Consider the following 12,447-nt stretch of genomic DNA (forward strand, 5'->3'; position numbering starts at 1 on the left):
TGGATCGGCCGATGGCCCGCATGATCCCGCTGCTGCCCTGCGGTGACCTCGACGAGGCGCTCGCGTTCTACGGCGCGCTGGGCTTCGAGGTCACGTACCGCCAGTCCCGGCCGTATCCGTGTGCCGGGTTTCGACGTGGGCCGCTCGAGCTGCAGGTGTACGGCATGCCCGACTGGGACCCCCTGCAGTCGCACTCGACGTGCCTCGTGCTGGTGGACGACACCGAGGTGCTGTGGCGCGAGTGGGCCGACGGCCTGCGCGGGCTCTACGGGAAGATCCCCGTCCAGGACCTCCCACGCATCACGCGTCCGCGCCGCCGCGCGAACGCGGACGGCGCCAGCGGTTTCTCGCTGGTCGACCCGAGCGGGAACTGGGTCCGCGTGTTCGGTGAGGGCTCCGGGTCCACGGCTGCGACGACGACGCTGGGCCGCGCGCTCGACAACGCCGTCGTCCTCGCGGACTCGAAGGGCGACGCCGCCCAGGCGCTCAAGATCCTGTCCGCAGCCGAGCGACGCGCGGACACGACGACGTCCCTGGACGACCGTGAGGCCGCGCTGGCATTCATCGCCGAGCTCCAGGAGCGACTCGGCGACGGCGAAGCGGCAGCGCGAGACCGGCTTCCCGGTCAGCCCTGAGCGAGCCGCTCCAGCAGCAGCGCCTCGGCCAGCACGACCTTGGCCAGCTCGCCGAGGTGCACCGACTCGTTGGCGCCGTGCGCGCGGCTGTCGGGGTCCTCGACGCCCGTCACCAGGATCGACGCGTCCGGGAACACGTCGAGCAGGTCCGCGATGAACGGGATCGACCCGCCCACGCCGATGTCCACGGGCTGCGTCCCCCACGACTGCGCGAACGCCCACCGCGCGGCCTGCATCGCCGGCGAGTCGGTCGGTGCCTGGAACGGCTTGCCGGACTCGCCGTCGGTGACCGTGACGCGGGCGCCGAAGGGGGCGTGCTCGAGCAGGTGCGTGCGCAGCGCCTCCATCGCGGCGGCCGGGTCCTGGCCGGGAGCAAGCCGGACCGAGAGCTTGGCCGACGCCCGCGGCGTGATCGTGTTCGACGCGCTCGCGACGCGGGGCGCGTCGAGGCCGATGACGCCGATCGCGGGACGCGTCCAGAGGCGGGCGGTGATCGGGCCGGTTCCTGCGAGACGGACCCCGTCCAGCACGCCCGCGTCCGCGCGGAACGCGGCCTCGTCGTAGTCGACGGTCGGGTCGGGGGCGTGCACCAGGCCTGCGACCGCGACGTCGCCGGCGTCGTCGTGCAGCGTCGCGATGAGGCGTGCGAGCAGGGTGGGCGCGTCGAGCACCGCACCCCCGAACATCCCCGAGTGCACCGCGTGGTCGAGCACGGCCACCTCGACGACGAGGTCGACCAGGCCGCGCAGCGAGGTGGTCAGGCCGGGCACCCCGACGGCCCAGTTGGTCGAGTCGGCGACGACGATCACGTCGGCGGCGAGCAGGTCGCGGTGCGCGGTGAGGAACGGCAGGAACGTCGGCGAGCCGATCTCCTCCTCCCCCTCGACGAAGACGGTCACGCCGACCGCGAGCTCGTCGGCCAGCACCCGCAGAGCACCGATGTGCGCGACGATCCCGGCCTTGTCGTCGGCCGCGCCCCGGCCGTAGAGCCGCCCGTCGCGCTCGGTCGGCTCGAAGGGCGGGGTGTCCCAGTCCTCACCGGGCGGCTGCACGTCGTGGTGCGCGTAGAGCAGGACCGTCGGGGCGCCCTCGGGTCCCGGACGCCGGCCGACGACCGCCGGGGCGCCGCCGTCCACGCGCAGCACCTGGACGTCGTCGAAACCCACCCCGTGCAGGAGACCGACGACGGCCTCCGCGCTCGCCGCGACGTGCGCCTGGTCGAACTCCGCGTTGGAGACGCTGGGTATCCGGACCAGGGCCTCGAGATCCGCGCGCAGGGCGCTGAACTGGTCCGCCGTCCGCGTGCGGAGGGTCTGCGTCCGACTGTCGTTCGTGCTCGTCTCGTCCGTCACGCCTCAGCACGCTACTCGACTACCCTTGCTCCGTGCCCGGTAGCAGCAAAGACCAGCAGCCCGCCCTCTCCGAGGGCCCCAGCGAGCCCGTAGGCAAGGGCCGGCCGACGCCGAAGCGCAAGGAGGCCGAGGCGGCCAACAAGCGCCCGCTGGTCAGCTCCGACCGCAAGGGCGCGGGTCGCGCGCAGGCCGACGCCCGCAAGAAGCAGCGCAATCTCGAGTACCAGGCGATGCAGTCCGGCGACGAGAAGCACATGCCGGTCAAGGACCGCGGCCCGCAGCGCCGGTACATGCGCGACTACGTCGACGCGCGCTTCAACCTGGGCGAGTTCGTCCTGCCGGTGGCCGTCCTGCTGATCGTCGTGCAGCTCGCGTTCCAGAACAACCAGGCGATCGCCAGCGGCGCGATCCTGGCGCTCTACGCGTACATGCTCCTGTTCTCGGTCGACGCGTTCATCCTGTGGCGCAGCGTGAAGAAGCGCCTGAAGGCCAAGTTCGGCGACGACGTCCCGCTCAGGGGTGCGCCGTTCTACACCGTCGTCCGGGCGCTGCAGATCCGTCGCTCCCGCCTGCCCCGGCCGCAGGTCAAGAGGGGTCAGTACCCCAGCTAGGGTCGAGGGATGGTTTCCTACCGCTACCTCGGCCGCTCCGGCCTCAAGATCACCGAGATCACCTACGGCAACTGGCTCACGCACGGCTCGCAGGTGGAGAACGACACCGCGAAGGCCTGCGTCCGCGCCGCGCTCGACGCCGGGATCACGTCGTTCGACACCGCTGACGTCTACGCGAACACCAAGGCCGAGACCGTCCTCGGCGAGGCGCTGAAGGGCGAGCGCCGCGCAAGCCTCGAGATCTTCACCAAGGTCTACTGGCCGACCGGCCCCGGCGGCGCCAACGACTCCGGCCTGTCCCGCAAGCACATCCTCGAGTCGATCGACGGTTCGCTGGAGCGCCTGCAGACCGACTACGTCGACCTCTACCAGGCGCACCGTTACGACGAGTCCACGCCGCTCGAGGAGACGATGCAGGCGTTCGCCGACGTGGTGCGCTCCGGCAAGGCGCTCTACATCGGCGTCAGCGAGTGGACCGCGGACCAGATCCGCGCCGGCCACGCCCTCGCCCAGGACCTCGGCATCCACCTGATCTCGAACCAGCCGCAGTACTCGGCGCTCTGGCGGGTCATCGAGGGCGAGATCGTCCCCACGTCGACCGAGCTCGGGGTGTCGCAGATCGTCTGGTCGCCCGTCGCGCAGGGCGTGCTCACCGGCAAGTACCTGCCCGGCCAGCCCGTCCCGGCCGGCTCGCGCGCGACCGACGAGAAGGGCGGCGCACGGTTCATCGGACGCTTCCTGGAGCGGCCGGACGTCCTGCAGCGCGTGCAGGACCTGCGACCGATCGCCGACGAGCTCGGCCTCTCCCTCGCACAGCTCGCCGTCGCGTGGGTGCTGCAGAACCAGAACGTCGCCGCCGCGATCATCGGCGCCTCCCGGCCCGAGCAGGTGACCGAGAACGTCAAGGCGTCCGGCGTGGTCATCCCCGCCGAGCTGCTCGCGCGGATCGACACGATCCTCGGCGACTCGGTCGTCTCCGACCCCGCCGAGACGGCACGGAACGCGCCCGGACCCCGCTGAGCTACACCGTGACGGCCTCCGGCTCCGGCACGGGGGCCGTCACGGTGAACCGCGGCAGGAACACGTGCACGAGCGGGCCGATGGCCAGCGCGTACAGCACCGTCGCCGGCCCGAACGTCCCGCCGAGGATCCAGCCGGCGCTGATCACCGTGACCTCGATGCCGGTCCGGACCAGCCGGATCGACCACCCCGTCCGAGCGACGAGGCCCGTCATGAGCCCGTCGCGCGGACCCGGTCCGAGGCGCGCCCCGACGTAGAGGCCGGTGGCCAGGCCGTTGAGGGCCACGCCTGCGACGGCCAGCGCACCCCGCGCGCCGATCGGCAAGGGGTCGGGCAGCTGGTCGAGCATGCGGAAGAACGGGTCGACGAGCAGGCTGATCACGGCGACGTTGGCCACGGTGCCGACGCCCGGGCGCTGCCGCAGCGGGATCCAGCACGCGAGCACGACGAGGCCGGTCAGCAGCGTCACCATCCCGAACGACAGGCCCGTGTGCTTGACGATGCCCTGCGTGAGCACGTCCCACGGCATCGAGCCCAGACCGGCGTGCACGACCATCGCGATCGAGAGTGCGTAGAGGACGAGCCCGAGCACGAGCTGGGTCGCGCGGCGGGTCACTCCGCCGTCCACTCGTAGCGCGAGGCGGGCGGCGGTCGGTGGCCCAGGCCGTCGCGGCGGACGACGCGGGCCACGGCCACCACGAGGGTCGTCGTCACCAGGACTGCCAGAACTATCGATAGCCACATGCTCATGGTAGGCAAGTCTGGTTCTGATGTGGCCTTTCAGAACATAGCCACTTCTGGAATAGTGGCTTCATGACCATCAGTGACCTCCCGGCGGACCGCCGCATCAGCGGGCAACGGCTGCAGTCCGTGCTCGGCGCCTGGCAACGTCCCGGCCCTGCCTACGCGGCGCTGGCCGACGCCCTGCGCGCCGCGATCCTGTCGGGCTCGGTGCCGCTGAGCACGCGGCTGCCCAGCGAACGCGAGCTGGCCGACGCGACGGGGGTGTCCCGCACCACGACCACCTCCACCTACGACCTGCTGCGCGACGAGGGCTACCTGGTCAGCCGGCGCGGCTCGGGCACGGTGACCACCCTGCCGAGCGGCCGCGGCGCACGCACGTCCTTTGCCGAGCCGCACGACGACGAACCCGCCGTGGTCGACCTGTCCATGGCGGCGCCGTCAGCCCCCTCGGTGCTGCACGGCGCCTACCTCGCCGCCCTCGACGCCCTCCCCCGGCACCTGACGGGGACGGGATACGCACCGCTCGGCCTGCCCGTCCTGCGCGAGGCGGTCGCCGCCTGGTACTCCCGCCGCGGCACCCCCACCACCCCCGACCAGATCCTGGTGACGACGGGTGGCCAGCAGGCGATCCACCTCCTCGTGCACGCGCACGCCGGCCCCGGCGACCGCGTCGTCGTCGAGCACCCCACCTACCCGCACGCCATCGACGTGGTGCGCGGTGCCGGTGCTCGCCCCGTGCCCGTCCCGTCCGGCGAGCGCGGGCTGGACATCGACCTGCTCGAGTCGACCATCCGCCAGGTCGCGCCGCGGCTGGTGTACCTGATCCCCGACCACCGCAACCCCACCGGGACGTCGCTCGACGACGACGAGCGCGCCGCCGTGCGCGCCCTGGCGCGTCGCTACCGCACGACCGTGGTGGGCGACGAGGTCATGACGGAGCTGACGCTGGACGGACCGGCGCCGTCCTCGTTCGCCGGCGACGGGACCGGTTCGGCGTTCGTCGTCTCGATCGGGTCGGCGTCCAAGTCCTTCTGGGGCGGCCTGCGCGTCGGCTGGGTCCGCGGCCACCCCGACCTGGTGGCCCGCCTCGCGTCGGCCCGCGCGAGCGTCGACATCGGCACGCCCCTGCTCGAGCAGCTGGTGGTCACCGAGCTGCTCTCCCGGCCCGCGGACCTGCTGGACCGCCGTCGCGTCGTGCTGCGCGAGCACCGTGACCTCCTGGCCGGCCTGCTGCTGGACCGCCTGCCGTCCTGGCGCTTCGAGCTCCCGCGCGGCGGCCTGTCGCTGTGGGTGGACCTGGGGGCGCCCGTGTCCAGCGCGCTGGCCGCGATCTCCGTCCGGCACGGCGTCCGCGTCGTTCCCGGGACCGCCTTCGGCGCGGACGGCAGCTTCGAGCAGAACCTGAGGGTGCCGTTCACCACGTCCCCCGACCAGATGCGCCGCGGGGTCGCGGCGCTGGCGGACGCGTGGGCGAGCCTCGGCATCACCGAGCCGTCGACCGGACCGGCGCGCGTGCACGCGCTGGTCTAGGTGTAGGGCAGCGTCAGCGTCGGGGTCGCCTGCGTGCCCTCGTGCAGCAGCCGGACCGCGTGCACACCCTGCGCGGCGAGCGTGCGCCAGTGCTCGCCCAGCCACTGCTCGGCGTCGTACTGGGTGGTGAACACGGGGCTGACGGGGTTGCTCACGGCCTCCGCGTCCGCGCCGTCGAAGCGCCACTCCCACTGCGGTCGCAGGACCATCATGCGACCGCCTTGCGCTGCGCGGGCGAGCGGAGCGCCTGGTCGGCGCCGAGCGCGCGCGTGATGCGCGACGGCCAGAACGGACCCTCGTAGATCAGTCCCGTGTACCCCTGCACCAGGGTGGCTCCGACGGCGACGTACTCGCGCGCGTCCGCGGGGGTCGTGATCCCCCCGACGCCGATGATCACGGCGTCCGGGCCGAGCCGGCTGCGTAGCCGGGCGACGACGTCCAGCCCGCGCGCGAGCACCGGCGGACCGGACAGGCCGCCCGGTCCGAGGTCGTGCGCGATCGTGGTGTTGACCGCGACGATCCCCTCCAGCCCGAGCTCGGCGGCGAGCTCCGCGACCGCGTCGACGTCCTCGTCGGACAGGTCGGGGGCGATCTTCACCAGCAGCGGGACCGCGGGCTTGCCGGCCTTGGCCGTGGCCTCGTCGGCCGCGACCCGGGTGGCCTCGAGGATCGGGCGCAGGGCCTCGACCGACTGCAGGTCCCGGAGGCCCGGGGTGTTCGGCGACGAGACGTTGACCACGAGGTAGTCCGCGTAGGGCGCGAGCCGGCCGGCGCTCGTCGCGTAGTCGACCGGAGCCTGCTCCGCCGGGGTGACCTTGGTCTTGCCGATGTTCACGCCAACGACGAGGCGACGACCCGCCGGGGTCGCGCGCAGCCGGCGCAGACGTGCGGCGACGTCGGCGGAGCCCTCGTTGTTGAAGCCCATCCGGTTGCGCAGCGCGCGCTGGTCCAGGACGCGCCACAGCCGCGGCGGCTCGTTGCCGGGCTGCGCGTGGGCGGTCACGGTGCCCACCTCGACGAACCCGAAGCCGATCATCGTCAGGCCGGCGACCCCGACCGCGTTCTTGTCGAAGCCGGCGGCCAGCCCGAACCGGGACGGGAACCGGCGTCCGAACACTCGCACCTCCCCCGACGCGGGCGACGCGAAGACCCGGGCGACGAGCCCTCGCAGCAGCGGGACGCGCGCGACGCCGCGGATCACGCCGAACGCGACCTCGTGCGCGCGCTCGGGGTCCATGCGGCGGAAGACGAGGTCGAAGAGCAGGCGGTACACGCGCTCAACCCTAGGCGCTGCGGGCGGGGCGGCCGGTGCGCCACAGCCACAGCAGGCCGAGGAACGGCAGGACCAGCGGGATGTAGCCGTAGCCCTGCCCGAACGCCGACCAGACCGTCTCGTCGGGGAACTCGCCGACGTCCGCGAGCGACAGGACGCCCACGGTCAGGACGCCGACGAGCTCGATGCTCACCGCCCACCAGGCGAGCGTGCGCCGGTCCTTGGCCAGGGCGATCGTCGCGACGACGTAGACGAGGCCCGCGGCGAGCGAGAGCAGGTACGCGACCGGTGCCTCGTCGAGCTTGGTGGTCACCTGGTAGAGGCCGCGAGCGGTCGCGGCGAGCGCGAGGATGCCGTACACGGCGACGAGCAGGCGCCCCGGCCCGCTGGCGGTCGAACGGGTGGTCACACGGTCCCCCAGATCTGCAGGAGTCGGTACTCCAGGAATGCGACGGTCAGTGCGGCCACCAGGAGCACCACGGAGCTCCAGCGCGTGCGCTCCGCGAACGCCCAGGCCGCGGCGATCGGCAGGACCAGCGCCTGCGTCAGGACGTAGCCCCACAGGAGCACGCCGTCGACGTCCGGCGACCCCGTGGCCGCCAGGACGCCCGCGACGAGCGCCTGCACGACCAGCACGGCCTCGACCACCGCGCCGCCCCAGAGCTGACGCAGGACCACGGCGCGGTCGCGGACGACGAACCACAGGGCCCAGCCGGCGAGCGCGACGCACAGGGCGACGACGAGCAGCGCGAGGGCGACGATCACGGTGCCCCACCGTACCGGCGCTCCGACCTATAGTCGGACGGTGACCGTGACGCTGACCTCCCAGGACCCTGCCCGCCTCACCGTCGACGCCCTCGTGGTCGCCGTCGCCCAGCAGGACGACGCGCCCGTCGTCCTGGGGGCGGACCGGCTGCCCAAGGAGCTGCGCACGCTCCTCGCGTCCTCGGCGTCCGCCCTCGGCATCACCGGTGCCGCCGACGAGGTCCGCCGGCTGCCCGGCACCGGCCTGTCGGCGTCCGTGCTGGTGCTCACCGGCGTCGGCTCGGGCCCGCTGACGCCCGAGACCCTGCGTCGTGCGGCCGGTGCGGCCACCCGTGAGCTGGCCGGGACCGCGAGCGTCGCCCTGGCCCTGCCGGCCGACGAGACGGCGGACGTGGCGGCCATCGCCGAGGGCGCCCTGCTCGGCGCCTACGCGTTCACGCGCTACCACGAGTCGAAGGTGCCGGTCTCGACGATCCAGATCGTCACCAAGCACGCCCGCGACCGCGCCGCCAAGGCCGCCCTCGAGCGCGCCTCGGTGGTCGCCGCGGCCGTGCACGGCACCCGTGACCTGGTGAACACCGCACCGAACGACCTCTACCCGGCCGCGTTCGCCGACCTGGCCAAGTCCGCCGTCAAGGAGTCCGGCGCGAAGGGCCTGCGCGTCACCGTGATCGACGACAAGGCGCTCCTCGCGGGCGGCTACGGCGGCCTGACCGGCGTCGGACAGGGCTCGTCGCGCGGCCCGCGTCTGGTCAAGGTCGCCTACTCGCCGTCGCGCGCCAAGGGCAAGGTCGCGCTCGTCGGCAAGGGCATCACGTTCGACTCCGGCGGCATCTCCATCAAGCCCGCGGCGGGCATGGAGGCGATGAAGTCCGACATGGCCGGTGCAGCCGCCGTGCTGAACATCGTCGTCGCGGCCGCCAGGCTCGAGCTGCCCGTCGCGGTCACCGGGTGGCTGTGCCTCGCCGAGAACATGCCGTCGGGGACCGCCCAGCGGCCGTCCGACGTCATCACGATCCGCGGCGGCAAGACCGTCGAGGTGCTGAACACCGACGCCGAGGGTCGCCTCGTCATGGCCGACGGTCTCGTCGAGGCCGTCGCCGAGAAGCCCGACGTCGTCATCGACATCGCGACCCTGACCGGTGCGCAGATGATCGCGCTCGGCAACCGGATGTCCGCGGTCATGGGCACCGACGACGTGCGTGCCGAGGTCGTCGCCGCGGCGGGCGCGTCGGGCGAGCAGTTCTGGCCGATGCCGCTGCCCGCCGACCTGCGTCCCGGTCTGAAGTCGAAGGTCGCCGACATCGCGAACATCAGCGACCGGTTCGGCGGGATGCTCACGGCCGGGATCTTCCTGCAGGAGTTCGTCGGTCAGACGCCGTGGGCGCACCTCGACATCGCCGGACCCGCGTTCAACGAGCGCACCGCCCACGGCTACACCCCGGTCGGCGGCACCGGCGTGGGCGTGCGCACGCTGCTGGCCCTCATCGAGGGCCGGGCGCCGCAGGTCTAGGACCCCTGGGCGGCTCGCGCGGCCAGCGCGGCGAACTCCGGCTTGCCGAACGCCGTGCCGAACAGGCCCCAGCCGCCCTCGGCCGCCTCCGTGAGGACCACCCAGGTCTGGACGCCCTCCCCGACGAGGTCCGTCACGATCCGGGTGGCCTCGCGGGTCAGCTCGCGCTGGCCCTCGCGGTCGAGCGAGTCGGGCGGCGTGATCACCTGGATGCGCACCGCACGGGCCGTCGGGTTCGCGGCCGTGGTGACCTGCGGCAGCCGGTGCACGAACGCGGCGGTGTTCTCGGTGAAGAACGGTCCGATGACCTCTTCGCGGTGACCCTCGGCCCGTAGGACGGCCAGGGTCAGGTCGGTCGCCAGCTTCTGGTCCGCGTCCGCGGGGACGAGGTCGTCGGGGACGTAGACGTCGATCATGGGCATGGCTGGCTCCTCTTTCCGAAGAACGATGACGACAGACTATGATGATGTACATAGAACGTAAGTTATGCAGTTCGTCATAGTCAAGGGAGCGACGGGTGGCAGGCGAGACGAGGGCGCGGATGGTCGACGGGGCCGTGCGGCTCCTGGCGACCGAGGGCACCCAGGGCACCTCGTTCGCCGACGTGCTCGAGCTGACCGGCGCGCCCCGCGGCTCGATCTACCACCACTTCCCCGACGGCAAGGACCAGCTGCTCGCGGCGGCCGTCGACCTCGCCGGCGCCCGCGCGCTCGAGGCCGTCGACCAGTGGGCGGGACGCACGCCGCAGGAGGTCACGGAGTCGTTCCTCGGGCTCTGGCGCGCCGTGCTCACCCGCTCCGGGCTGCGCGCGGGCTGCGCGGTGCTCGCGGTCACGGTCTCCACCGGGTCGCCCGAGCTGCTCGAGCACGCCGCCACGGTCTTCCGGTCCTGGCGCACGCGGCTCGCGGACCTGTTCGTGGACGGCGGGATGGGTCCCGACGAGGCGGCGGGCTTCGCGGCGACCCTCGTCGCGGCGTCAGAGGGGGCCGTCGTGGTCAGCCGGGCCGAGCAGTCGATGGAGCCGTTCGAGCTCGTCGCGGACCAGCTGCTGCGGATCCTGCCGGGCTAGAGCCCGCTGGCGCGCTTCTTCGTGATGCGCTGCCGCGAGTTGTAGTCGCGGACGCGCTGCGGGTACCCCGTGCGCTGGACGTCGTAGATCGGGATGTTCATCTCGCGCGCGATCTGGGCCGCGGCCTCACCGTCGGGCACGCGCCGGCGGGTCCACTCCCCGTCCGTCGCGACGAGCATCACCGTGGTGGGTGTCGAGTTGGTGCGCGGCTCGACGTAGGCCTCGACGCCGACACGCGTCAGGATGAACTCCTTGAGGTGCGCGACCGTGGCGTCGCGCGCCGACTTGTCGCTCGGTGCGTCGTTGGCGGCCGGATGCTTCCGGCGCGAGAACAGGCCCATGCCTCGTGAGGGTACATTCCGGAGCCGTGCGATCCCTGTGATGCACGAGACGAAACAATGGTCATGGGACGAATGTTCTGAGTGTCACATGAGCGCGTCGGGCGTCCGGGTCGTTCCGGACCTGCGGGGATGACAAGATGGTCGGCGAGCTCGAGACCACAAAGTCTGCGTAATGAGGAGTCTGCACGTGGCCGACACCACCGGCACCGCTTTCGACATCGTCGTCCTGGGCGGAGGCAGCGGCGGCTACGCGGCTGCCCTCCGAGCAGCCCAGCTCGGGAAGTCCGTCGCACTTGTCGAGGCCGACAAGGTCGGCGGGACCTGCCTGCACGTGGGGTGCATCCCCACCAAGGCCCTGCTGCACGCGGCCGAGCTGGCCGACCACGCCCGAGAGGGCGCCCACTACGGCGTGCACACCACGCTCGAGAAGATCGACATGGCGGGCGTCAACGAGTACAAGGCGACCGTGATCAGCCGCCTGTACAAGGGCCTGCAGGGACTCATCAAGTCCCGCAAGATCACCGTGTTCGAGGGCTACGGCAAGCTCGTCGCCAAGGACACGGTCGAGGTCAACGGTGAGCGCATCACCGGCGAGCACATCATCCTCGGCACGGGCTCCTACGCCCGCACGCTGCCCGGCCTCGAGATCGGCGGCCGCGTCATCACGTCCGACCAGGCCCTGCAGCTCGACTGGGTGCCCAAGTCCGTGATCGTGCTCGGCGGCGGTGTCATCGGCTCCGAGTTCGCGTCCGTCTGGAAGTCCTTCGGGGCCGACGTCACGATCATCGAGGCGCTCCCCCACCTCGTCGCCAACGAGGACGAGGCCCTGTCCAAGGCGTTCGAGCGCCAGTTCCGCAAGCGCGGCATCAACTTCAACCTGGGCGTCCGGTTCGCCGGTGTCACCCAGGACGACAACGGCGTGCACGTCTCGCTGGAGGACGGCAAGACGTTCGACGCCGACCTGCTGCTCGTCGCCGTCGGTCGCGGACCGCGCACCTCGGGCCTCGGCTACGAGGACCAGGGCATCACGCTCGACCGCGGCTTCGTCATCACCAACGACCGCCTGCACACCGGCGTCGGCAACATCTACGCCGTCGGCGACATCGTCCCCGGCCTGCAGCTGGCCCACCGCGGGTTCGCGCAGGGCATCTTCGTGGCCGAGGAGATCGCCGGGCTCAACCCCGCGACGATCGTCGAGTCGGGCATCCCGCGCGTGACGTACTCCGACCCCGAGGTCGCCTCGGTGGGCCTGACGGAGGCGCGCGCCAAGGAGGTCCACGGTGCCGACAACGTCGAGTCGCTCGAGTACAACCTCGGTGGCAACGGCAAGAGCCAGATCCTGGGCACGCAGGGCTTCGTGAAGCTCGTGCGCCAGAAGGACGGCCCGGTCGTCGGCATCCACATGATCGGTGCGCGCGTCGGCGAGCTCATCGGGGAGGGCCAGCTCATCGTGAACTGGGAGGCCTACCCGGAGGACGTCGCGTCGCTCGTGCACGCACACCCGACGCAGAACGAGGCGCTCGGAGAGGCGCACCTCGCCCTCGCCGGCAAGCCGCTGCACGCCCACAACTGACCACACGATTCGAAGGAGACA

General features: G+C 72.2%; 16 protein-coding genes. 7 read left to right on the forward strand and 9 right to left on the reverse strand.

Going from position 1 to position 12,447, the window contains the following annotated elements:
- The first annotated feature begins 11 nt into the window (after nucleotides 1-11).
- Nucleotides 12-635 carry a VOC family protein gene (locus tag AC1DZC_RS05950; protein ID WP_477042578.1) on the forward strand — a complete coding sequence of 208 codons (624 nt, stop codon included), beginning with the start codon at nucleotides 12-14 and terminating at the stop codon, nucleotides 633-635.
- On the opposite strand, the gene AC1DZC_RS05955 is transcribed toward AC1DZC_RS05950, so the two are convergent.
- Nucleotides 626-1,987: a M20/M25/M40 family metallo-hydrolase gene (locus AC1DZC_RS05955; RefSeq protein ID WP_477042579.1), complete on the reverse strand. Its 1,362-nt coding sequence runs from the start codon at nucleotides 1,985-1,987 to the stop codon at nucleotides 626-628. The two genes, AC1DZC_RS05950 and AC1DZC_RS05955, sit on opposite strands and share 10 nt — an antisense overlap.
- Before the next feature lie 32 nt (nucleotides 1,988-2,019).
- Here AC1DZC_RS05955 and AC1DZC_RS05960 point away from each other — a divergent pair, with 32 nt between their 5' ends.
- Both AC1DZC_RS05960 and AC1DZC_RS05965 read left to right on the forward strand, forming a co-directional pair.
- Nucleotides 2,020-2,598 carry a DUF3043 domain-containing protein gene (locus AC1DZC_RS05960; RefSeq protein WP_477042580.1) on the forward strand — a complete coding sequence of 193 codons (579 nt, stop codon included), beginning with the start codon at nucleotides 2,020-2,022 and terminating at the stop codon, nucleotides 2,596-2,598.
- Nucleotides 2,599-2,607: 9 nt separating this feature from the next.
- Nucleotides 2,608-3,618 (forward strand): aldo/keto reductase family protein, encoded by a 1,011-nt coding sequence (locus AC1DZC_RS05965; protein ID WP_477039547.1) that lies wholly within the window; start codon nucleotides 2,608-2,610, stop codon nucleotides 3,616-3,618.
- A gap of 1 nt (nucleotide 3,619) precedes the next feature.
- On the opposite strand, the gene yczE is transcribed toward AC1DZC_RS05965, so the two are convergent.
- Nucleotides 3,620-4,234 (reverse strand): membrane protein YczE, encoded by a 615-nt coding sequence (gene yczE / locus AC1DZC_RS05970; RefSeq protein WP_477042581.1) that lies wholly within the window; start codon nucleotides 4,232-4,234, stop codon nucleotides 3,620-3,622.
- Nucleotides 4,231-4,368 carry a hypothetical protein gene (locus tag AC1DZC_RS05975; RefSeq protein WP_477042582.1) on the reverse strand — a complete coding sequence of 46 codons (138 nt, stop codon included), beginning with the start codon at nucleotides 4,366-4,368 and terminating at the stop codon, nucleotides 4,231-4,233. Before AC1DZC_RS05975 ends, yczE begins: the two co-directional genes overlap by 4 nt.
- A gap of 63 nt (nucleotides 4,369-4,431) precedes the next feature.
- On the opposite strand from AC1DZC_RS05975, the gene yczR reads away from it, so the two are divergent.
- On the forward strand, nucleotides 4,432-5,892 hold the full coding sequence (gene yczR / locus AC1DZC_RS05980) for a MocR-like transcription factor YczR (RefSeq protein ID WP_477042583.1): 1,461 nt from the start codon (nucleotides 4,432-4,434) through the stop codon (nucleotides 5,890-5,892).
- Here yczR and AC1DZC_RS05985 read toward each other — a convergent pair.
- From AC1DZC_RS05985 to AC1DZC_RS06000, 4 genes are read right to left on the reverse strand one after another with little or no spacing between them, the layout of a single operon-like run.
- The gene (locus tag AC1DZC_RS05985; RefSeq protein ID WP_477042584.1) at nucleotides 5,889-6,104 is read right to left on the reverse strand and encodes a hypothetical protein; all 216 of its coding nucleotides are present in this window, start codon (nucleotides 6,102-6,104) and stop codon (nucleotides 5,889-5,891) included. The genes yczR and AC1DZC_RS05985 overlap by 4 nt on opposite strands.
- Nucleotides 6,101-7,165, reverse strand: a complete 1,065-nt coding sequence (locus AC1DZC_RS05990; RefSeq protein WP_477042585.1) for a quinone-dependent dihydroorotate dehydrogenase — start codon at nucleotides 7,163-7,165, stop codon at nucleotides 6,101-6,103. The genes AC1DZC_RS05985 and AC1DZC_RS05990 overlap by 4 nt, the downstream gene beginning before the upstream one ends.
- A gap of 10 nt (nucleotides 7,166-7,175) precedes the next feature.
- Nucleotides 7,176-7,574, reverse strand: coding sequence for a hypothetical protein (locus AC1DZC_RS05995; RefSeq protein ID WP_477042586.1), 399 nt, complete (start codon nucleotides 7,572-7,574; stop codon nucleotides 7,176-7,178).
- Nucleotides 7,571-7,930 carry a hypothetical protein gene (locus AC1DZC_RS06000; RefSeq protein ID WP_477042587.1) on the reverse strand — a complete coding sequence of 120 codons (360 nt, stop codon included), beginning with the start codon at nucleotides 7,928-7,930 and terminating at the stop codon, nucleotides 7,571-7,573. The genes AC1DZC_RS05995 and AC1DZC_RS06000 overlap by 4 nt, the downstream gene beginning before the upstream one ends.
- A gap of 40 nt (nucleotides 7,931-7,970) precedes the next feature.
- Between AC1DZC_RS06000 and AC1DZC_RS06005 the strand changes: the two genes are divergently transcribed.
- The gene (locus tag AC1DZC_RS06005) at nucleotides 7,971-9,443 is read left to right on the forward strand and encodes a leucyl aminopeptidase (RefSeq protein ID WP_477039553.1); all 1,473 of its coding nucleotides are present in this window, start codon (nucleotides 7,971-7,973) and stop codon (nucleotides 9,441-9,443) included.
- Here AC1DZC_RS06005 and AC1DZC_RS06010 read toward each other — a convergent pair.
- Nucleotides 9,440-9,865: a hypothetical protein gene (locus tag AC1DZC_RS06010; RefSeq protein WP_477039554.1), complete on the reverse strand. Its 426-nt coding sequence runs from the start codon at nucleotides 9,863-9,865 to the stop codon at nucleotides 9,440-9,442. The genes AC1DZC_RS06005 and AC1DZC_RS06010 overlap by 4 nt on opposite strands.
- 95 nt (nucleotides 9,866-9,960) lie before the next feature.
- On the opposite strand from AC1DZC_RS06010, the gene AC1DZC_RS06015 reads away from it, so the two are divergent.
- A complete protein-coding gene (locus tag AC1DZC_RS06015) occupies nucleotides 9,961-10,512 on the forward strand; it encodes a TetR/AcrR family transcriptional regulator (protein WP_477042588.1) in 552 nt (183 codons plus the stop codon).
- Here the strand turns inward: AC1DZC_RS06015 and AC1DZC_RS06020 are convergent.
- Nucleotides 10,509-10,853: an oxidoreductase gene (locus AC1DZC_RS06020; protein WP_477042589.1), complete on the reverse strand. Its 345-nt coding sequence runs from the start codon at nucleotides 10,851-10,853 to the stop codon at nucleotides 10,509-10,511. The genes AC1DZC_RS06015 and AC1DZC_RS06020 overlap by 4 nt on opposite strands.
- Before the next feature lie 187 nt (nucleotides 10,854-11,040).
- Here AC1DZC_RS06020 and lpdA point away from each other — a divergent pair, with 187 nt between their 5' ends.
- On the forward strand, nucleotides 11,041-12,426 hold the full coding sequence (gene lpdA, locus AC1DZC_RS06025) for a dihydrolipoyl dehydrogenase (RefSeq protein WP_477039557.1): 1,386 nt from the start codon (nucleotides 11,041-11,043) through the stop codon (nucleotides 12,424-12,426).
- The last annotated feature ends 21 nt before the right edge of the window (nucleotides 12,427-12,447 follow it).

It is taken from the genome of Cellulomonas sp. P2_B4 (assembly GCF_056404795.1).